15 protein-coding genes are annotated in these 21,403 nt (G+C 38.8%); 5 read left to right on the forward strand and 10 right to left on the reverse strand.

From position 1 onward, the window contains the following. Positions 1-12: 12 nt before the first annotated feature. Complete coding sequence (locus HX062_RS13620) at positions 13-4,659, reverse strand: choice-of-anchor J domain-containing protein (RefSeq protein ID WP_286467770.1); 4,647 nt, start codon at positions 4,657-4,659, stop codon at positions 13-15. Between the two features lie 354 nt (positions 4,660-5,013). Between HX062_RS13620 and HX062_RS13625 the strand changes: the two genes are divergently transcribed. Beyond that, a complete protein-coding gene (locus HX062_RS13625; protein WP_286467771.1) occupies positions 5,014-6,480 on the forward strand; it encodes an amino acid permease in 1,467 nt (488 codons plus the stop codon). A 72-nt stretch (positions 6,481-6,552) separates the two neighbouring features. On the opposite strand, the gene HX062_RS13630 is transcribed toward HX062_RS13625, so the two are convergent. Continuing rightward, positions 6,553-7,209 carry a MarR family winged helix-turn-helix transcriptional regulator gene (locus HX062_RS13630; RefSeq protein WP_182626498.1) on the reverse strand — a complete coding sequence of 219 codons (657 nt, stop codon included), beginning with the start codon at positions 7,207-7,209 and terminating at the stop codon, positions 6,553-6,555. Positions 7,210-7,613: 404 nt separating this feature from the next. On the opposite strand from HX062_RS13630, the gene HX062_RS13635 reads away from it, so the two are divergent. Continuing rightward, positions 7,614-9,806, forward strand: a complete 2,193-nt coding sequence (locus HX062_RS13635) for a S9 family peptidase (protein WP_286467772.1) — start codon at positions 7,614-7,616, stop codon at positions 9,804-9,806. 680 nt (positions 9,807-10,486) lie between these two features. On the opposite strand, the gene HX062_RS13640 is transcribed toward HX062_RS13635, so the two are convergent. Together HX062_RS13640 and HX062_RS13645 are read right to left on the reverse strand one after the other, a co-directional pair. Continuing rightward, a complete protein-coding gene (locus tag HX062_RS13640; RefSeq protein ID WP_182626496.1) occupies positions 10,487-11,029 on the reverse strand; it encodes a hypothetical protein in 543 nt (180 codons plus the stop codon). A gap of 115 nt (positions 11,030-11,144) precedes the next feature. Continuing rightward, positions 11,145-12,692 carry a helix-turn-helix domain-containing protein gene (locus HX062_RS13645; protein ID WP_286467773.1) on the reverse strand — a complete coding sequence of 516 codons (1,548 nt, stop codon included), beginning with the start codon at positions 12,690-12,692 and terminating at the stop codon, positions 11,145-11,147. A gap of 682 nt (positions 12,693-13,374) precedes the next feature. Between HX062_RS13645 and HX062_RS13650 the strand changes: the two genes are divergently transcribed. Then, complete coding sequence (locus tag HX062_RS13650; RefSeq protein ID WP_286467774.1) at positions 13,375-13,866, forward strand: hypothetical protein; 492 nt, start codon at positions 13,375-13,377, stop codon at positions 13,864-13,866. 37 nt (positions 13,867-13,903) lie between these two features. Here the strand turns inward: HX062_RS13650 and HX062_RS13655 are convergent, their stop codons facing one another. Then, positions 13,904-14,302 carry a hypothetical protein gene (locus tag HX062_RS13655; RefSeq protein ID WP_286467775.1) on the reverse strand — a complete coding sequence of 133 codons (399 nt, stop codon included), beginning with the start codon at positions 14,300-14,302 and terminating at the stop codon, positions 13,904-13,906. A 316-nt stretch (positions 14,303-14,618) separates the two neighbouring features. On the opposite strand from HX062_RS13655, the gene HX062_RS13660 reads away from it, so the two are divergent. Next, positions 14,619-15,311, forward strand: a complete 693-nt coding sequence (locus HX062_RS13660; protein WP_182626492.1) for a TetR/AcrR family transcriptional regulator — start codon at positions 14,619-14,621, stop codon at positions 15,309-15,311. Between the two features lie 43 nt (positions 15,312-15,354). Here HX062_RS13660 and HX062_RS13665 read toward each other — a convergent pair whose 3' ends face one another. From HX062_RS13665 to galE, 3 genes are all read right to left on the reverse strand, one after another. Beyond that, a complete protein-coding gene (locus HX062_RS13665) occupies positions 15,355-15,996 on the reverse strand; it encodes an HdeD family acid-resistance protein (RefSeq protein WP_182626491.1) in 642 nt (213 codons plus the stop codon). Positions 15,997-16,236: 240 nt separating this feature from the next. After that, on the reverse strand, positions 16,237-16,728 hold the full coding sequence (locus tag HX062_RS13670; RefSeq protein WP_182626490.1) for a DUF4199 domain-containing protein: 492 nt from the start codon (positions 16,726-16,728) through the stop codon (positions 16,237-16,239). Positions 16,729-16,741: 13 nt separating this feature from the next. Then, positions 16,742-17,764: a UDP-glucose 4-epimerase GalE gene (gene galE / locus HX062_RS13675; RefSeq protein WP_182626489.1), complete on the reverse strand. Its 1,023-nt coding sequence runs from the start codon at positions 17,762-17,764 to the stop codon at positions 16,742-16,744. 464 nt (positions 17,765-18,228) lie between these two features. Here galE and HX062_RS13680 point away from each other — a divergent pair, with 464 nt between their 5' ends. Then, entirely contained in the window at positions 18,229-19,629 is a 1,401-nt protein-coding gene (locus HX062_RS13680) for a glycosyltransferase family 2 protein (RefSeq protein WP_286467776.1), read from the forward strand. Positions 19,630-19,668: 39 nt separating this feature from the next. On the opposite strand, the gene HX062_RS13685 is transcribed toward HX062_RS13680, so the two are convergent. Continuing rightward, a complete protein-coding gene (locus tag HX062_RS13685; RefSeq protein ID WP_286467777.1) occupies positions 19,669-20,148 on the reverse strand; it encodes a PaaI family thioesterase in 480 nt (159 codons plus the stop codon). A gap of 73 nt (positions 20,149-20,221) precedes the next feature. Then, positions 20,222-21,205, reverse strand: coding sequence for a hypothetical protein (locus HX062_RS13690; protein ID WP_182626486.1), 984 nt, complete (start codon positions 21,203-21,205; stop codon positions 20,222-20,224). Positions 21,206-21,403: the final 198 nt, after the last annotated feature.

The following is a 21,403-nucleotide window of genomic DNA, read 5'->3' on the forward strand; positions in this document are numbered from 1 at the left end:
ATTTTTTATTGATTAATAACTCAACTGCACCCAACCTGTTTTCAATTTACCGTGAGATACAATCACATAATAGTAGGTACCACTTGGCAATTGATTTCCAGCCTTATCTTTTCCGACAAATTGGTTGGTATAACCAAGACCGTGCGCATAGACTTCTGTACCGTTTCGGTTAAAAATCTGGATTTTAGCTACTCCGTGATTACTCAAGTCAAAGGAATCGTTTAGACCATCTCCATTGGGTGAAAAACCTTTAGGAACAGGACAATCTTCGAAATCAACGGTAAAACTACTTTCATCATAGCAGTACACGTCTTTATTTCCATTTCGCGTCACCATATAAATCGTCATAGGAACGATTACCTCATAATTAGGTTCTAATTCGATTCCCATTTCATTTGGTTCGGTATAATACTTTGTTCCCTCTGGCAGAATAGGCAATCTAAATGCCTCACAAGCAAAGACTTTATCTTCGATGATAGGAGCAAAAACCTCTGGTAAAATCTCAATGCTCAGGGTAGATTCTCCATAACAGCCCTTTTCATCCTCTTTGTACACGTAAAGTGTATGTTGACCTACTTCGCTATAGCGCGCTCCTGCCTCATATTTAATACCGCCCCCGTAAGGTTCCGTATAGTAGGCTTCTCCCGCTGCTAGTGCAGGTAAAAGGGCTTCTTTACACTTGAAAATCGGTTGTATTTGCGTTGCTCCTAGCTGTTCGTTTATCCCAAGGGTAAAGGAAATGACTTTAGAACAGTGCGTCAGCTTATTGGTGATCTTCATAAAGATCGTATCAACATTTGGCGTCTGTGTTTCATATGTTGCATTTAGTTCATTTTCATCCGCATCGGCATCCGCTTGCGACTTGTAGTAGGCTACCTCATACTCTTCCGAATCTAAACCTGCTAAGACCACAGGGACATTCTCGTTTAAGTCATAGGTAAACGTAGATCCTGGTTTCTTGGCACAATCAAACAACGTCTTTGGCGTTGCAAATTCCATCGGCTCTTTTAAGAAAGCAAAGTCTTTCTTAATGACCATATCTTCACCATTACAATGTGCATACTTAATTACCCCACTATAGGTAACGGATTCCTCAATTGTAACTGCGATATCGGTTTGTGTAGAAAAAGGCTCGCCATTTTTCAACCACTCAAAACTAGCGATTGAAGGACCAGATGGAGTAAAGCGCCACGCTTCATTTTGCGCTACCCAATCCCCTGTATTTCTTCCAGGAGGTACATAAGCAACTGTACCATCTTGATTTTGAATACCAATTATGCCATTTGCATCATTGTGTCTGAACTCGGCATCTGGATCAATTACGGGTCTATTTTTTACATAAACTTCAATAATATTGGTGATTTCATACAACACAATTTGAGAGGTTTGCGTGCTTCCTTCGATATCATCTGGATCATAGCGCTGATCGTATAGCCCCAAATGATAGATGTTAAACACTAAGGCACGGCAAGGATATTCTCCAATAATTTGGTAATTGATTGAAAAATCATCGGGTGAAGCCCCTGAGGTTGGATCGGGATTCAGATCTTGCATCACACCAAAAATAGCGTTTACAAAAGGAGCGTCGGCACCTTGAGCTTCAAAAGGCAATTCCTCCTCGAAAGACCAGCTAGAACCTGAATTTGGTTCATAGCGCCCATCGGCTACTTCCCCTTCAATACTAAAGCTGATGGCGCCGTTGGTATTGATCAATACTTTGTCATAGCTATTGCCAAAGAAGCAGAAATCAAAGCCTAAATCAATAATTTCAGACCAGTAATCATCAACCGTTAAATCTACTGCACCACCGCCAAAGAACGGGAATGGAGGGTCGTAATCAATTTGCTCTACCTCATATTGAGTAGTGGCTTTAATGTCGTAATAGTCGGCTTTTAGTTCAATAGGATATGGATCTTCGCTACAAATAATATACTCCCCATCAACGGAAATATCAAGATCTATATCTTCAAGCGAAATACTCGCACATCCCGAAGGATAGAAAATACCGTAATCTACAGGGCCTATCCACCATCCTGAATTCGTATCCGAACAAATAGGACGTACAAATACTTTGTAGAAATCACCTACTGGCACATTTTCAATGATGTAAGAAGGATCGCCTTCTACGACAATTCCCGTATCGCTAAGCGTTGGAAAAGGTTGACCACTTTCGATAATGAACACCTCCCATTTGGTTTGACCAGCTGCAGGGGTCCATGTCACCTCAAAGTTTTCCGTGTTTTCTATTCGAATCACTTGTACATTTTCGACATCCTGACAATTGTACTCTTTGATGGCTACATTGTCAACGATAGCAGGGGGTTGTCTTTCGCTATAATCATTCTGAATCCACTCAAACACCAAGCGCATGTTTTGTCCGGCCCAAGGGGCAGCAGGAATAATATAGCGCTGTTGGGTAAAGTTTCTCTGTTGGAAAAACGGATTTGTAGGATCAATTTCAATGCGATTGGCAGCAGGCGTAATTAACGTACCCGCCGTAGGTGTAAAAGAGGCAGGAACAAGCCACACTCTCATGTAATCAGACGGTATTTCATCCCAAGTATCCCAGTCTATGGTTGTTTCACCATAAGCTTTCCACGTAAAAGAAAGTTCTAATTCTTGGGAGTTTGCCGGAATGATAACGTCTTTAAATGCGTGAATAGCTGCGCTTACCTCTCCATAATAGGTATTAGTAAGACCTTCGTCTTTGGTTACGTACAACGATCTGCTTCCAAAAGCGCTACTAGCATTTCCAGTTACCCATTTATGTTGCTCTTCAGTAGTGGTTTGGAAGTACACATCCCCTTCAAAATCTTCGATATACGGCAAAGAAACCGGTGGGATTTTTGGTATATTCACGGCTAGAGGGCCGATCCACATACTTTTTGTATCCTCATCACAAGAGGTTCTCAGCCAAACGTAGTAAAAAGAGCCTTGGTTGACCTCAGTAAACACAAATGAGTTTCCTTCTGCTGTATGAGTGGGTATATCCGTATCCACAGCCACGGGTAATGGATTGGTTTTAATTATCAACTCGTAATCCTCTACATCGGTAACGGCTGTCCAACCAACGGTAAATTCGGTAGCTGTTGCACTTATTAAGTTTAAGTTTTGCGGTCGACTACAAAGCACTCTTCTCAAGTCGATATTGTCAATTGCCGCTGGAGGTTGAGTACCACTACTACCGTCATTAGTCCATTCAAAAACGAGGCGCAGTGTACTGCCTGCAAAAGGTGTCCCATCAAAAAAGATCACTTCATTGGCGAAGGTATTATTCATTTTATAATCGGATGCGCCAATAGGAAATACGCCATCTGCAAATTCATCAATAGGTTCATTAGGGAGGATTTGATAATCGGTAGATACAGCCCAAACCCTAAAATAATCACTAGGCCAAAATTGACCTTCGCCCATACAACGCCAGTCAAAACTCAATTGAAGTTCATTTACATCAGCCTCGATGTCAAAATCTTGATATGCGTAGGATTGAGTAGAAGTCCAATCGTCATCGTCTGTGGTATATTGATAAGTTACGCCAAGGTCATTGCTAATATACATGGCATGCGTACCGCCGTTATTCACTGCAGTACCAATATTCCATTTGTTGTCTTTTGTTCCGATGAAAACAAAGTTAGTCTCCCCTTCAAAATCTTCAGTAAAAGGCAAAGCAACGGGAATCATATTCGTTCTAAATCGAATAGGGCCTGTCCAATCAGAATGGGTCGTTCCCTCTTCCCCATCGCATATAGCGCGAACGTATATGTCGTATACTGTATTGCTGTTCAATTCGGTAAAAGTAAATGATGTCTCGTCTACCGAAGTACCCGAAGTAGGCATAGGGCTTCCTTCAGCTTGAGCAACCACTTCCCACTGTTCTTCTTGATACCCTTGTTCCCAATTCACTTGCACCCCAACAGCAGTGGGAGTAGACAGTTGAATATTTACAGGAGCAGGACAAGTCGGAACATCCTCAACAATTACATTGTCAATATATAAGCGCCAACCATCTACACCTCCAGGAGGAACGTGCCACGCGATAGTAACATCACCGTCAAAGAAATTGCCATTGGCATCTTTGAGGTAGATAATTTGCTCTTTATAGGTCACATTGTCGTACGCTTGTAGGGGTAATAATTCGTGTTCAAAGTTCTCAACCGCCGTACCCGATGTAGAGAGCATCACGCGAAAATCATTGGGTTCATCACTAGCTTCCACTTTGTAGTGATAGCGCAAGCGTTGATTGGCTGTTAAGGTGATGGTAGGCGAAATCATCCAATCGTCATTTTCACCATCTAAGCCATCTGTTGTCATTACAGCTACTTGATCGCCGACATAAGGCGTTGTAGTATCGTTCAAATCCCAGGTACTACCATCCTCATTATTGTTGATGACGGTCCAACAGGGTTTTGTTTCCGAATCACTTGCAAAGGTCTCGACAAAGGGCAATTGGGTAATGACTGCGCAATCTTCATCCTCAAAGAGTGCTTGCGTACGTACATTTCCCCCTATTGCTTCCTCACCAAAGAAAGGGAATGTTTGAATGACATAGCGTTGCATTTTACTAGCCCAATTGGACAATGCGGGAGATGCAAACACAAGAGATGGTATGACTAGTGCAGTCACTAAGACTCCACGTATTCGCGATTTCATTCTTTTCATAACTTTATGTTTATTTTCTACTGAATTTTAAAACTAAGTTAATATGTTTTCCAGTAAATACAACACCAAAATCACATAGGAGTAACTAATTTAGCATCATTATGAATTAATAATCATATTTTTATCAAAAATTAAACGATATATTTTAAATTTAAATTCTTTAAATAAGTATAAAAATTTAATTTTTAACATAACAATAACAGTACGATTTTACCACTATATGGCACATTTGGCGGAAAAACATCTTAATATACTAAATAGGTTTCCCTGATTGCATATATTTTTCACATATTGAAAAAGAAAACAGAGGGACTAATTCGTATTAATAGTTACATTTGTTTTAAACGACAAAAAATGACAGAACAACAGCAAGGCCAAACAGGCGTACAACGTAAACTTAAAGCTCGTCATCTCACCATGATTGCCATTGGAGGATGTATTGGAACAGGGCTATTTATGGCAAGTGGAGAAGCTATTCAACAAGCAGGTCCAGGAGGGGCTGTATTGGCCTATGGAGCCATTGGTGTAATGGTTTATTTCTTGATGACTTCTTTAGGGGAAATGGCAACCTATCTACCCGTATCTGGTTCATTTAGCACCTATGCTTCTCGATTTGTCGACCCATCATTGGGCTATGCTTTGGGGTGGAATTATTGGTTTAACTGGGTCATTACAGTAGCTGTAGACGTTTCTATTGCCGCATTGGTCATCTCGTATTGGGAACCGATGAATATTCTTCCGCCTTGGGCTTGGAGCTTGTGTTTCTTTTTTGTCATTTTAGGTCTGAATACCTTATCCGTCAAGGCCTATGGCGAATCCGAATACTGGTTTGCCTTTATAAAGGTGGTCACCGTTATCGTCTTTTTAGCTGTAGGATTGCTGACTATTTTTGGGATCCTCGGTGGAGAATACATCGGCTTTACCAACTTTACCCTAGGGGACGCCCCTTTCCTAGGCGATGGGTTTTCTGGCAAGTTTTTGACTGTACTAGGAGTCTTCCTCATTGCGGGATTCTCTTTTCAGGGTACTGAGCTAATCGGCATTACAGCAGGTGAGTCAGAACATCCAGAGAAAAACATCCCCAAAGCAATTAAACAAGTATTTTGGAGAATTCTCATTTTCTACATTCTGTCTATTTTTGTAATTGGATTAATCATTCCTTATACTAGTCCACAACTCTTGGGCGCCGATATTACGGAAATTGCCAAATCGCCCTTTACACTAGTCTTTGAAAAAGCACACTGGGCTTTTGCTGCCGCCTTGATGAATGCGGTTATTTTAACCTCAATCTTATCAGCTGGAAATTCGGGTATGTACGCTTCTACGCGTATGCTTTATGCCATGGGAAAAGACGGTATGGCACATCGCTCTTTTGGCCGAACGAATAAACAAGGAGTACCCATCCTAGCCCTATTGGCAACAGCATTGATTGTACTACTCATTTTTATTATTCAATCCGTTACACCTCAAGCCGTTGACTTTATTCTTGCTGCTTCAGGACTTACCGGCTTCATCGCTTGGTTGGGAATTGCCATTAGCCATTACCGCTTCCGAAGAGCCTACGTCGCTCAAGGATATGACACCCAAAAACTAGTCTACCGCGCCAAACTCTTCCCCTTTGGTCCTATCTTCGCTTTCGTCCTCTGCTTATTTGTAATCATCGGACAGGATAGCCAAATGATATTTGAAGGAATTGTCGATTGGAAAGGAATACTAATTACCTATATGGGTATTCCCTTTTTCTTGTTCTTCTACTTCTTCCACAAATTCAAGTATAAAACCAAAGTAATTCCACTTAAAGAAGTCGATTTAAGGCAATAACCTGTTCGTTCTGCGGTTTGTAGAGTACAAACCGCAGAACGAACAAGTAAACTATTAACCGTAAACTCAACCCTATTTCTCGTGATTGACAATAAGAAAGATCAACTCTTCTTTACTTTTTGATTCGCTAAACACCTCTTCGTGAAAGTGGGTCAACTTGTTTAGTAATTGATTCAACATCTTCTTTTCTGTCCCTTTTAAACTACCGTTAACGACTTGAGAAATCTTCTGTATGTCGTCCATATTGGTTTCTAGTTCTTGTCGACCTAGGGAGGTGATCTCAACAATTTTACTCCTTTTGTCTACTTCTGAATCTTTTTGACTAACAAAATTCAACTCAATCAGTCGATTGATAATTTGCATACCTGTTGCTTTTTCTTGGGTACTCTTGCGGATGAGTTCCATCTTGGTCATTTCCCCATGCCTCCATAAATTCATTAAAAAGATATGATTATCTGGTAGGGCAAGAGGTGTATCTGTCAAAAGCGATCGCCAATACGTTTTGCTGTAATTGGCCAACTTAAAAAACGATAGCACAATATGTTGATCTGTATTTTCTGTGGATGCCTCTAAGCCAAGCTCTTGATCTTCTTCCTGTACTTTTTTATCTCGAATCCATTGTTTAAACCCCATTATGGTTGGTGCATAAATAGAAGTAAATTCTTCTTTCATCTCCTTTTCAAACTCAAAAAGAAGGTGCATAAAATCAATTAATAGTTTGTGGTTCATTTTAACAGTAAAGGATAAATAGTATAAAAATCAACAGGATTGCTTGTATCAAATATAATAATTTAAAATTCCCATCGATTTTAGTGTATTTTCAGCGTTTAAAAAAATCCCTCTTATTTTTAACAATACTTATTTCTTTTCACAGCGAAATAAGTAGTATTCTTTCTTTCTTGTTCTCAATATGAGAATATTTGCCTAATAGAATATTTTTGCTCATCCGTGCATTTAGAAGTAAATCTTCTAAGATAAATCTATTTTTAGCACTTTAAACGCATTGAAATACGGAATGATGTTGCCACTTCTCTATACGTCTAACACAACCACGACGACAAGCACACAAACTTATTGGTCAGAAAAGAGAAAAGCCCTACCTTAGTGACCATTAAAAATAATCACACAATAGAATGAAAAAAATACAACTACTTGCCCTAGCTTTTCTTACAGGTAATTTACTTTTTGCCCAGCGCAATCTTACCATGCAAGAAGCTACCTTAGGCCAGTACACTTCTTTTGCTCCAGAGCGATTAACCCAACCGAGTTGGAAGGATGCCCAAGCGTTCACTCACTTAAATGCTAAGCGAGACAGCTTGTTTATCCGTACACAAGCGGTAAATTGGACGCCTTCATTTTTGTTTAGTGTTGCTCATTTACAAGCTGCACTAACGTCTTCAATTTCTGAGGCGAGCTTTCAATTGACATCTTTTCCTAGTGATTTAGCTTGGAAAAACGAAAACACATTGACTTTTTCTGTCCTAGATACGGCTAGAAAGTTTCGATGGTTGTTTCACTACAACACCCAGGATCAACAAGTTAGCTTGATTCATAAAATTCCAGTACACGGACAAGAATACAGTTTATCGCGCAACAAAGAATATGTAGCGTGGTTAACGGATAACAATATTGAAATTGCAGACAAAAAAGGGCAGATCACAGCTGTTACACAAGATACAGATGCTGCTATTGTCAATGGTAGTTCGAATACACACCGCAATGAATTTGGCATAAACAAAGGCATGTGGTGGAGTCCAAAACAAGAGCAATTGTTGTACTACAGAAACGATCAGTCACAAGTTACAGATTATCCATTAGTACAATGGGATCCACGTGTAGCAGAGAACAAAAACATCAAATATCCGATGGCGGGTATGGAAAATGAACGTGTTTCTCTAGTGATTTACGACGTTTATACGCAGAACAAAATTACGTTAGCCACAGGCGATCAAGATCAGTTTTTAACGATGGTAACTTGGGATCCATCGGGGAATTACGTTTATGTAGGGGTGTTAAACCGCGAGCAGAATCACCTGAAGCTCAACAAGTATAACGCAGCAACAGGAGCGTTAGAAGCGACATTATTTGAAGAGAAATCAACGACTTATACAGAGCCTTCTCAAGGATTGGTTTTCAATCCTGAAGACAATAAATCTTTTGTTTATTTATCTGAAAAAGACGGATACCGCCAAATGTATTTGTATTCAACAACGGGTAAATTAATCAAGACCTTGGGTCATGAATCGGTGATTGTTTCTGATCTTATAGGATTTGATGCAGAGGGAAAAAACATATACTATACGGGAGTCACTAACCAAGGGTTAGATCGACAAGTTTTTAAAGTGAACCTCAAAAAAGGAAAGACAGAGCAGCTTACCTCTCGTTCAGGTACGCATGAGGCGTTGTTCAACACGGACAAAAGCTTATTCCTCGATTCATTTAACAGTTATGACGTTCCCAATCGCGTGTCTTTGGTTCAGACTTCTAATCAAAAAGAAGTAGAAATACTACAGGCAAAGGATCCATACCAAGGGGTGATTACGATGCCGAAAACAGAAATTCTTAGCCTGACAGCAGCTGATGGAAAAACGCCATTAAATGCTCGTATGATCTACCCTACTAATTTCGATGCAACTAAAACATATCCTGTGATGGTATATGTTTATGGGGGTCCACATGCGCAATTAATTACCAATACATGGTTAGAAGGGTCTTCGTTATTCTTCCACTATATGGCACAACAAGGCTATATTGTTTTTACGGTAGACAACAGAGGTAGTTTTAACAGAGGAAAAGATTTTGAGCATGTGATTCACCGTCAATTGGGTCAAAATGAAATGGCTGATCAAATGGTTGGTGTGAAGTACTTACAAACACTTCCCTATGTCGATCAATCGAAAATCGGTGTGTATGGATGGAGTTATGGAGGTTTTATGACCACATCCTTATCGGTTAACTATCCTTCTGTATTTAAAGTAGGCGTTGCAGGTGGTCCTGTTATGGATTGGAAGATGTACGAAATTATGTATGGGGAGCGCTATATGGATACGCCAAAAGAAAATCCGGAAGGATATGAGCGCACTAGCTTGTTAAACAAAGCGTCAAAACTAGACAACAAATTATTACTTATTCACGGGGCACAGGACCCGGTTGTGGTTCAGCAACATTCTATGCTGTTTATAGAAGCGTGTATCAAAGCAAATAAACAAGTGGATTACTTCTTGTATCCAAACCACGAACACAATGTGAGAGGATTAGATCGCGTGCATTTAAACACTAAAATTGCGCAGTACTTCTTTGATCACTTGGCTAAACCAAGGCCTTAAACGATCAAAATAAACAACTATATAAGAGGGTGTCCCAAAAGGACACTCTTTTTTTTTTACCGTCCTAGGAACCCGTTATCGTCGGTACAACAACGCTGTACTTCCATAGTGACTGTATAGTGACTCTATAAAAAAGCCTTGTTTTACTAGAGTCACTATGGACTCACTATGGACTCAGTATGGACTCACCACGCACCATTCCACTCACCACGCACCATTCCACTCACCTCACCACTCACCACTCACCACTCACCACTCACCACTCACCATTCACCACTCACCACTCACCATTCACCACTTACCACTCACCACGCACCACGCACCATTCACCACTCACCACTCACCACTCACCACTCACCACTTACCATTCACCACTCACCACTCACCATTCACCACTCACCATTCACCACTCACCACTCACCACTCACCACTCACCATTCACCTCTTACCACTCACCACTCACCACTCACCATTCACCACTCACCATTCACCACTCACCATTCACCACTCACCATTCACCATTCACCACTCACCACTCACCACTCACCATTCACCACTCACATCCTGTTCACTTTTATTTTATACAAAATAGCCTGTATAAAAAAATTTATACAGGCTTGACAAACTAAAAAAACGCATCAATTCTTATTCATAGGAATAAGCAATTTTATTTTTATCGATTAACACAGAAACATCTCTAAGGAGGAGGCTTGCATGGCGACTAATTGTTGACTCGTATAGAGAAGCTGAAACACTGTTTCATCCTCTACGCGTCCGATTGACGCTTCAGCGGAGTCACTATACTCTTCCAACAATTCTTCCAAACTATCGACATCGGCGTAGTACAAGGCATTGAGCCACACAATGTGTCCCTTCCATTTTCCTTTAGTAATTTCTGCATATTGATTTCCTAGGTGATCTTGTGCGAAAACGAACAAGTAATCAGACAGCACGCAGTCTTCGTTGCGTTCAATAATATCAAGCGTCTCGTCTAAGCCATCGAGGGTGTACCAAACCACCACGCCTTCAAGAGCTTCTAAAGACTCTGACGTGATCCCTGATTGCATAAGGCTATGTCTTGTGTTGCCCTGGCTTTGTACCAACAACAACTTGCGCATCTCTTCGGAAAAGCCAAATCGCACTTGCAATTTATTAACCTCTTTTCCTGAGGGAATTGTCACCCCTACTTCTACAAAAAAACTATGCTTGTTATACTGTTCCATATGCTTTCTTTTGATATACTAAATTTCAGCAAAAAAACAACACCACCAACAGTCACCCAATAAGATAACTTTTTGGTAACACCACAGCAACACTGAACTAGAAGCTACTTATATATTATATTTTGGATTTGATTTGCTCGATAAAAGCAGAAGGAGACATTCCTTTGATTCGCTTAAAAGTAATGGTAAAACGACTGTGAGAGGCAAAACCGCATAAGTCTGCCAAATAGCTAATTTTGTACTTGAGCATTTCGGGATTTTTCTGGAGTAAATCAACAATATAATCAATGCGCAATGTATTGATATAGCTGGAAAAATCTTGTTGTTTATGGTGTTTAATAACGTAGGACAGATAGCGGTGATTAACGCCTATTTGACTAGCGAGTTTACTCAAAGAAATTTCGTGTTTTAAAAACCCCTTGTGATACTCAAAGGATGCAATTCCACTGAGGATGAGTTCTTCCATCTCTTTGGAAATATAGTTGTAGTCGATGCCTATGTCGTTATTTTCGGGTGCCAACTCCCCTTTCCAATCTACTACTTCTACAACAGCCGTTGAAACAGGAACTGCCTGGGTTTTGGGATTTCGTTTAAGCAGCTGACGTCTGTGATATAGCGAATAGGATAAAAAAAGTAGGATGCCACCAACAATTGACAAGCTATAGTAGACGTAATTAGTATACGCTAAGGTGAGTTCCCCTTCTTTCTCATAGTAAGACGCTACCAAGTAATTGGCAATTTTAGCTTGTACTTGGAGTTCTTGTTCGACGAGTTGGATATACTTTTCATTGTAGTTCACGTACATTTCTCTATCTTCTCTTTGTTTGGCATACTCTTTTAGCGTGGCAAAAACTTGTTTTTTTAGGGAGAGAAAACCAGATTGTTCGGCAACATCAATGGCGTTGTTCAAAAATAGTAAGGATGTTTCATAATCTTGGCTTTTGAGATAGGATTCGCCTAAATTCCTGTAAATAAACCCCTTCAATGGGCTTTGTGGATTATTGGAACCTTGTAGTTCAGCTAGAGCGAGATTCAACGTTTTTACGGCAAGGTCTAAGTTTCCCAATTGAATGTAGTTGTCCCCAATTAATTGATCCGTAGTTGCTAGATAAAAGAAGCGCTGTTGTGGGTGTTCTACTTTTTCAAATTCGCGTCTTCCTTGTGTTAACGTTGTGATGGCTTCACTAAATTGGGCACTGTTCATGTAGTAGTACGCCTGTTCTTGCAGTAAATTGCCATTTAATACAGCCAATTCTAGCGGATCTTTGACTTTCTTAGACCAATGCTTGGCCTTTACCAAAGCGAGCTTACCTAAGCTCTCTATACCATTTTCTCGATACAAGGTGGACAAAGTACCTTGTATTCTCGCTTTTAAAATTATGTGTTGGGCGTTTACTGCAAAGCTATCCGCCTTTTGGAGCGTTGAAATGGCCTTATCGCGCAGACCGTATTGCCTCAGTAAAGATGCTTTTAATAGATAGACCTCTATTACTTGCGCAGGCGTACTTGTCAATTGCTCTAAATCAGAAATTTGCATTAAAACCTCTTGAGGCGTGGAAGTCAAAGCTACTGTTTTTACATGCGCATAGAGGCTATCAAATGAAGTGTTTTGAGTGTAGCCAGAAACCGTAATCAGAATACAAAATATTATTCTAAAGTTCATTAAATTGTAATTTTATACTCAATTCCATAAATAGGAAGTGCTTATATTTATTATAATAGAAATGTATATACCGTACTATCTTGCTATAGGTTCTGCGTTTCTCTGCGCTATGCAGGACGAGTTCTACATATAGAGCAACTCAAAAAAGCCTATGTAAAAACATAGGCTGAATATCAAACACAAATATAGCAACTCAAAAATCAAATTGGGGACCTGATTCTAATTTTAATAAACGATTTATTACCTATATTCTAAATGTGCTTTCAATCTGGCTCATAAATTTGTTATTTACTAACAATAAAATACTTGCAGTCTTTTCATTTACAAATATTTAACATTTATTCCTTAAATTAAAATAAAACTCTTTACGAATTGCGTAATACAACAAGGGTAACATAAACTAAAACACTGTATATCAAAAATTAAAACACATTATTTTTTTTAGTTCACTAGTGTTCCTCCCTCTTACTTTTGCTGTTCTAATTCTTGGCATTGAAAACAAATGCCTGTGGATACTTTTCTTATTTGACGGTACTTAAGGGCACTATCTCTTGTTTATTTATTCATTTTTAACACGAATATACACACCTACTCTATACTAATCGCAATAAATAATTCGTTATAGAAAGAATACTACACAAATAATTGCTTATATTTAAGAGAAAAACAAAAATCCATTGCTATGAAAAATTTAGAATTAACCCCACCCATTGAATTGTTCTTGAATCTCGATGATCCTATCGTCCTTCAAGTATTCGCCATTTACAACCACAATTCGAAAATCGCTCCTTTATTTCTCACCCGAGATGAGTGCAATCACCTGAGTATGTTATACAACGAGCAGTTGTTAAAGGTGTTAGAGAAGAACAAGAACCAGATGCAAGCTTCAACGGGTTCAATTGAACATTTATACTTCAAACAAGAGGCTTTTATACGAGATGATGAAACCTTAAAAAACGTTGACTTACCTTCAGTAAACTATTTGCTCATTGAGCTCAAAAAGGAAGATCAACGAGTGAAACTATTAAAAAAAGTAACGGATAAGCAGTTAATTGAGGGAAGAAAACACAGCCTTAATGCTACAGCTTCACACATCATTAAGCAGCGAAACGTGTTGGATTTAACCCCAAAGATACACGCAATTTCTATTGGGGATTACACATTTATCACCTAATAAGTAGGCATTAGAATAAGGGCCTAGTGCCTTTATTCTAATTTCTATCGGCATAAACCGTCCAACTTTTTGAACCCTCATGGAATAAGATCTCTAGTTTGCGAGTATCCAACCGAATGTAGTTGGTGTCTATAGCATTTAAATTGATGAGAAATTTAGACTTATTTTCTTCAAATACCACTTTAGAAATGGTTGGTATTGAACCAGAAAACACAAAAGACGTTTTAGGGCCAATTTTAATCACGTCAATACTGGCGGTATCACATTGAATATTTTGATCCCGATCCTCAAATACAGCTACTCCTTGATATCGACCGACAAAAAAAGGAGCTTCGGTAATTTCTCGTCTTGATCCCCAATTGAATACAATTAAAAAGAGGAAAATACCAATTCCCAGCCAATCTAGTATTATATAAGTTCTCTTTGTGATACGCATTGTTTTATTTACTTTAATAAACAAACACAAATAGTGTACTAAATTTATCTTTTTATATAATTTTTAACGTTTTTTATCCAATTTAAAAGCATTGGGTATAATTATACTCGGACTTAAAAATAAATAAAATGCAAAAGCAAACGCTTTTTTTATAACTATATTTACATTATATTCGAGTTTCATACTAATAGTAGTAAAAAGTAGTTTTAAAATTATTTTTTTTACATATACCGATTACACCTAGTACGCAGTGGTCTTTTTATCTTTTATCATCGAGGGTAAAAAAGCAGGCGGTTTTACCTAAAACGAACAACAAATGCAAAAAAAAGAAGTCAAACCAAAAGAGAACAAAGAAGAATCAGCTAAAAAAGCTAGAAAAGTTTCTTCTGGTCCGATACGAGACAAGTCGAGAACCATGAACAAAATGATTGCAGCTGTAGGAAAAGTATTGCAAAAAAAGGGCTACACAGGACTGACAGCACCGAATATTGCAAAGGTTGCTGGTGTAGATAAGAAATTGGTATGGACGTATTTTGGTGGGGTAGATAATCTAGTAGAAGAATACATCAATCAAAAAGACTTTTTTAGAAGTACAGCCAATAAGGATTTACAGCAATTGTTGCAAAATCCAGATAAATTGACCAAAGACGATATCAACGATCTTTTACAAAATCAATTTGAAACGCTATTGAACGATCGTTCCTTACAGCGCATTATTCATTGGGAGATTGGCGAACACAATGAGACACTGAGAAAAATAGCGGATGCACGAGAAGAATTAGGTGAAAATTTATTTGCTAAGGTGATTCCTTACTTCGAGCATTCATCGGTTGATATCAGAGCGCGTTTAGCCCTTGTGATCAGCGGTATTTACTATCTTTCCTTACACGCAAAAAACAATGGAAGTAATTTTTGTGGCATTGACATCAATACAGAAGAAGGAAAAGCACAGATTTCTAACTCTATTCAGGAGCTAATCTTTGATGCCTATAGCAAGGTAAACAAATAGCATAAAGGATCTATATACGCGTATATAGATCCTTTATTTATGCTTATTCTTGGTCCATAGCCTTCTTGACTTCTTCTTGAATCGCTTCCCATTTTTTGGTAAGCTCTGCACTAATCTTAGCGCCTTTATTTTTTAGTTTCTTGAGTTTGAATCCATACAATACACTAAACACACCCAAGGTTAAAATGGAGAACGCCGTCCAATACACAATGGTAAAGGCACCCGCTTCGATATTAGTCATCATAAAAATTGCAAAAAGCAACCCTAAGATTCCAAACAGTACTAAAGAGGAAATTCCCTTGACACCATATCGGTTTAGCTCTACAGCCATGCTCAAACTACGCACAGAACGGAAGAGCAAAACACATCCTACATAGATAGGTAACACCTGGAGGGTAATTGCAGGTTGACTGAGTAAAATAAGACCCAAAACTACATCGACAATACCAGAGAATAAAATCCAACCCCAACCGTCTAATTCTTTTCTATTACTCAAGGCAAACGCTATTTCAGCAATCCCTGCGAAAAAGAAAAGCCAACTAAACAACAAGGCTAACGATAGATAAGACGCAATTGGCGTCATCATAATAAAAACTCCAGCTACAATAAACACTACCCCTAAAATGACAGGGAGATACCAGTGTTTTACATTTTGCTTGATACGATTTAAAATAATACTACTCATATATTCTTTTCTTTTAAAGATACAACTTTATCGCAGGATGTAAAGTTTTTTCACTTCTATTTCGTTATATTTTTTAAAAAAGTAAATTATTAGCATTAATTTCTCTTAAATAGCCGTGAGATCAGTTTACAGTTGACGGTTTACAGTTGACGGTCATACAACAAAAAACCCCTCTATTTTACTAGATGGGGTTTAGCTTGTAGGCTGCTAAAACAGCCTCTATATCTCCTGTAAAAGGCACTACTCTTTTTTTGCTTTTGACTTAATGAAAATCATACAAATAGCCGTGGTGATCACGCCCATCATCAAGGACATTAAAAACCCTTGTTTGGCGTAATTGCCATAGTTAAAATAACTAGCGGCATCTTGTTCTGTTTCATAAAAGCCCAATTCTACCGATCGCTTGATGACATTAGGAAAGAAATCAGGGGTAATAACATAAGAAGTAATCCATTGGGTAAGTGGGCTTAGAATTGCAATGACCAAAGACAGCACTACACCTGAAAGCATTCCTTCACTATAGGTCATATCGCCATCATAGTAGTTTTTCTTTTTATCTTTCAATGCCAAAACCATTACAATAATAGCTGGAATCGCAAACAAATTGGTCAGGTACAAATGGTAATCGAGGTAGGTATCGTGCAAACCACCTATTTTTTCTACTAGCATCCACAGTAATCCTACGAGGGAAAAGATGATACCCCACTTTATTTCAATGCTGATTTTATTCATTGCTTCTTTCGGTCTAGTTGTTTTTACTTCTTGCTTTTTGTTCCCATTTCCAAGCGCTATCCAACATATCGTCTAACGTTTTTGTAGGTTTCCAACCTAGTATACGTTGAATTTTATCGGTATTAGCCCATGCTTTATCGACATCACCTGGGCGGCGATCTACTATTTTGTAGTTAATTTTCTTTCCGCTCACGCGTTCAAACGAATGAACCAACTCCAAAACAGAGTAACCTTGGCCATTTCCAACGTTAAACGCTTCTACTTGTTCTTGATTTTTTCCTTGGATAAGGTATTCCATAGCGCGAACATGAGCGTCGGCTAGATCCACCACGTGAATATAGTCGCGGACACAGGTTCCGTCAGGGGTATCGTAATCTTGACCATAGATGGATAAATACTCGCGTATACCCACGGCTGTTTGTGTAATATAAGGGATTAAATTATAAGGAACACCCAACGGTGATTCTCCAATATGCCCAGATTCATGTGCGCCAATAGGGTTAAAATAACGCAATAAAACGGTTTGTAGTGGGTACACTTTTGACAAATCAGCAATGATTTCCTCTCCTATTTGTTTGGTATTGCCATAAGGAGAAAGTGCTGATTTAATAGATTCCTCTTCCGTGATGGGCATGATTTCCCCTTGTCCATATACGGTACAAGAAGAGCTAAATAAGAACTTATCAATCCCGTACTGTTGTAGGGCTGACAATACATTAATCAAAGAGAACAAATTATTTTCGTAGTACATTAGGGGCTTAGCCATACTCTCTCCTACCGCTTTAGAGGCAGCAAAATGAATAACTCCCGCTAGATCTGTCTGTTGATCAAAAAAAGCAAATACAGCTTGCTTGTCTCTCAGATCGATTTGGTGAAATTCAGGTTTACGTCCTGTAATTGCGTAAATGCCGTCCATCACTTCTAAAGAAGCGTTGGACAAGTCATCGATAATAATAACTTCATATCCTTTTTGCTGTAGCGCTACAACCGTGTGAGAACCTATAAATCCTAGTCCACCTGTCACTAGTACTTTCATGTGATACATTTAATATAATGGATCAAAGATAACGGAATTTAATCATTTTTATTTTCAAATTTTGATAGAAAGGACAAATAACAGGCGTTCAATTAGCTTTTATGGACACGAAAAATAGGAGCTCCTGTGCTTTTCAACAGCAGCTAGTTGTATTGAGGGGTATTTTGAGGAAGAGGCAAGCTGTAGCTGCTTGAGTTTAGATATGAAAGGCTGCACCTGGCGGAATTGTGGTAATCAATAGTAGAAAAAAAAGGATTAAAAATCGCCATTGCCCAAATAAAGTGTTGTCCAAATCAACAAAGTGTGGAAGTTTGAGATTAAAAAGGGGCTTTCAGGCCAGTAAAATCGCGTGGCATGCATATTGCATTACGATTAGTGACAAAAATAATGATTGGTAGACTGCTCGTCTATCTCCTTTATTTTAGGGATATCCAAAAGTCCCTCTTCCTTAAAAACTCAAAATTATGAAAGCAAACAACGTCCCCTACTTGATAGATTCAGATCGTGAATCTACCCAAGATATGAATAAGAAAAAGCGTTTTAGTTTAACGGACTATTTCGTTTTGGCCCTTACATTTACTTTGTTATTTAGCAGTGTAATTATACTTTATCATTTTCAGCCCTATTTTGCCAATATTCAACTGAAGCGTTTAGAAGGTTTTGGCGGGCAGCTCTTCTTTAGTATTAGTATGGGTTTACTAGCGGTACAAATTTTGTTCTTGCTGTATATCTTCTATCAATACTTTAAGTACAAGCCGGTAGCGCCGGTATCAGATGAAGAATTGCCAAGTTGTACGGTTCTTGTTCCGGCTTATAACGAAGGTCGTTTAGTTTACGATACCCTACTGAGTTTGGCGCAAAGTGATTATCCTGCGGATAAATTGGAGATTATTTCCTTTGATGATGGCAGTAAAGACGACACTTGGGAGTGGATGCAAAAAGCCAAAGCTGTATTGGGTTCTCGAGTGACCATCTACCAACAGCCCAAAAACATGGGGAAAAGACATGCTCTTTACCGCGGTTTTAAGCTGGGAAAAGGCGAGGTTTTTGTTACGGTTGACAGTGATTCAATAGTGAAGACAGACACCTTGAGACAGCTTGTTAGCCCCTTTGTAAACAATGAACTATGTGGGGCCGTTGGCGGTAATGTACTTGTTCTCAACACCGAAGAGGGGATTATTCCCAAAATGCTCAATGTGAGCTTTGTATTCAGTTTCGAATTTATTCGTTCGGCTCAAAGTGCGTTGAATACAGTGCTGTGTACGCCAGGTGCCTTAGCGGCTTACCGCAGAGAGGCGGTGATGAACTGTTTAGAGCAATGGATCACTCAAACCTTTATGGGGAATCCTTCCGATATTGGGGAAGATCGCGCCATGACGAATATGATACTAAAACAAGGCTATCACGTATTATTTCAAAAGAATGCATATGTCTTGACAGATACACCGAATAGCTTCAAAGGATTGTACAAAATGTTCATCCGTTGGGAGCGAAGCAATGTGCGAGAGAACATTATGATGAGTAAATTTGCCTTTACTAAGTTTAGAAAAGGTTCTACCCTTGGGCCGCGTATTTTACTGTTAAACCAGTGGCTTAAAGTAATCCTCGCCTACCCCATGATGATGTTGATGTTGTATCTCATCCTTAGTTATCCGATTATGTTTGTTAGCAGTGCTTTAGCGGGGATTTTAATTTTCTCCTCGATTCAAGTGATCTTCTATGCAAATAAGTACACAATAAAAGATTCATTTTGGGCTTATACGTATAGCATTTTTTATACGTTCACCCTATTTTGGATTACGCCCTATGCGATTGCAACAGCCAATCGACGTGGTTGGTTAACCCGAACACTTCCTACTAAATAGTAGATTACCATAATGTTGAGAAAAACGAGTTATAGTTTCCTATAGCTCGTTTTTTATTTCATTTTCTTCTTTTAATCGAATAGCGAGAATTTCACCCGTTGCGCAAAGGATATCATTTGCCGTTAACGCAAGGTCAACCCATACCTTTCTTCCTTCTATGCTTCTCAATTTTCCTTTGATCACCAAGGTTTCTCCCATGGGTGTCATTGCCTTAAAGTCTACTTTTAAGGATGCAGTAACACAGCGCACTCCTAGTGGTTGTTCTAGCGGGAGCCCCTCTGCCATACAGATAAAGGCAGCAGCAGATCCTGTTCCATGGCAATCGAGTAAGGAGGCGATCAGTCCGCCATACACACTTCCTGGCAAAGCAGTATATTGGGCCTCTGGCGTAAAGTGAGCCATGGTTTCTTCTTTTCCCTCTACATAGGTTTTCAGTTGATGTCCCCCAGAATTTAATGTACCACACCCATAACAATGGGCTAAGTTTTCTGGATACAATTCTTGAATTGCTTTTTTCATATTGCTGTATTTTTTAGTTGACGTATTGTTTTACCCCTATATAGTGGGCAATCTAATTTCGCGCTTACACGAATTATGGCTTGGTTGTTTCTACAATGGCTTTATACAAGCTATAGGCTCGTTGAAAGTCTCCTTGTTCGACGTATTGATCGGCTTGTTGCATCACTAACTCTGCTTGTGTTGACATTCGCTCTGCCATAGTATTGGCTTGTTCTTTATAGGTTTGCTTACTCGTACGGAATCCAGCAATCTCGACTATACCCTCTGCATTTACATAAAGATATTCAAACTCATTGAGGTAAGCTAGGGCTAGGTCCCATTTTTGATCTTCAATAAAGGTATGTAGTCGATGTAAGAGTTCATGAGGATAACTCGCTTCGACCAGAGAAACTACAGAGGCTAAGTTCCAATCTTTGTACTTCTTTTGTTTAAACGTCATGTGATTGGGATATAGGTCCTCTCGGGTGGTATAGGTTTTCTCGACGTATTGCACAAAATCTTCTTGTAGATCCGCTGGTAGTTGAGTCAGTTGCGCTTTTAGTGCTCGTTTCTTAAACACGGGTTTACAACTCCCCCACACTTCGGGTTTGCACTGAAAAGTAAGGTGGACAACCGTCATGCGTTGATCAAACAAAATCAGGTATGACAACGGCATGGTAGCCCCGTGTTTCTGACTACAGTAAAACAACGGAATAAAAATAGCTTGCTTCCATTCAAAATTTTTAAACCAAACTGATTCGCTGTAAAACATCAACATGGAAGATTCAAAACGCGGATGTTCGTAAACAAAGGTGGTATCGACCAGATCATTTTTCAGTTTTAAGCTAATAGAAGAAGGCAAACCTACATAGTCAAATGCTCTTTTACTGTCGTAATTATTACAAGCCGCACTTACTTTAATGTAGAGGCTGCTGTCACCATCTTCATCTAACCACATTTTTACAGCTGTAACCTCATCTTGGTTGAGCGATTGGGCGAAAGACAACAACGGACATGCTATCCAAAACAACAAACTAGCGATTTTACTCCTGTTTCTCGAACTAAACTTTTGCATCATAGAAAACAAATTACTAACAATATAAAACGGTTGTAAACCAATAAGCGTATAAAAATATACTATTTTCAAATATTAACTTGAAGTTTTGTATTCTAATCAACGCTAATTTTATACAAAAAACACATATTCTATTAATAGTATAAAATATAAAATTTAAAATTTCTTAAAAAATCCCTTTAATAGGCAGTTTTTATTATA

The sequence above is a fragment of the Myroides sp. DF42-4-2 genome (genome assembly GCF_030326445.1).
Classification (GTDB): domain Bacteria; phylum Bacteroidota; class Bacteroidia; order Flavobacteriales; family Flavobacteriaceae; genus Flavobacterium.

What these genes read in the sequence shown, in the direction of transcription:
- HX062_RS13620 (WP_286467770.1), bottom strand. Translation starts at nt 4,659, where the DNA reads ATGAAAAGAATGAAATCGCGAATACGTGGAGTCTTAGTGACTGCACTA.
- HX062_RS13625 (WP_286467771.1), top strand. Translation starts at nt 5,014, where the DNA reads ATGACAGAACAACAGCAAGGCCAAACAGGCGTACAACGTAAACTTAAA.
- HX062_RS13630 (WP_182626498.1), bottom strand. Translation starts at nt 7,209, where the DNA reads ATGAACCACAAACTATTAATTGATTTTATGCACCTTCTTTTTGAGTTT.
- HX062_RS13635 (WP_286467772.1), top strand. Translation starts at nt 7,614, where the DNA reads ATGAAAAAAATACAACTACTTGCCCTAGCTTTTCTTACAGGTAATTTA.
- HX062_RS13640 (WP_182626496.1), bottom strand. Translation starts at nt 11,029, where the DNA reads ATGGAACAGTATAACAAGCATAGTTTTTTTGTAGAAGTAGGGGTGACA.
- HX062_RS13645 (WP_286467773.1), bottom strand. Translation starts at nt 12,692, where the DNA reads ATGAACTTTAGAATAATATTTTGTATTCTGATTACGGTTTCTGGCTAC.
- HX062_RS13650 (WP_286467774.1), top strand. Translation starts at nt 13,375, where the DNA reads ATGAAAAATTTAGAATTAACCCCACCCATTGAATTGTTCTTGAATCTC.
- HX062_RS13655 (WP_286467775.1), bottom strand. Translation starts at nt 14,302, where the DNA reads ATGCGTATCACAAAGAGAACTTATATAATACTAGATTGGCTGGGAATT.
- HX062_RS13660 (WP_182626492.1), top strand. Translation starts at nt 14,619, where the DNA reads ATGCAAAAAAAAGAAGTCAAACCAAAAGAGAACAAAGAAGAATCAGCT.
- HX062_RS13665 (WP_182626491.1), bottom strand. Translation starts at nt 15,996, where the DNA reads ATGAGTAGTATTATTTTAAATCGTATCAAGCAAAATGTAAAACACTGG.
- HX062_RS13670 (WP_182626490.1), bottom strand. Translation starts at nt 16,728, where the DNA reads ATGAATAAAATCAGCATTGAAATAAAGTGGGGTATCATCTTTTCCCTC.
- galE (WP_182626489.1), bottom strand. Translation starts at nt 17,764, where the DNA reads ATGAAAGTACTAGTGACAGGTGGACTAGGATTTATAGGTTCTCACACG.
- HX062_RS13680 (WP_286467776.1), top strand. Translation starts at nt 18,229, where the DNA reads ATGAAAGCAAACAACGTCCCCTACTTGATAGATTCAGATCGTGAATCT.
- HX062_RS13685 (WP_286467777.1), bottom strand. Translation starts at nt 20,148, where the DNA reads ATGAAAAAAGCAATTCAAGAATTGTATCCAGAAAACTTAGCCCATTGT.
- HX062_RS13690 (WP_182626486.1), bottom strand. Translation starts at nt 21,205, where the DNA reads ATGATGCAAAAGTTTAGTTCGAGAAACAGGAGTAAAATCGCTAGTTTG.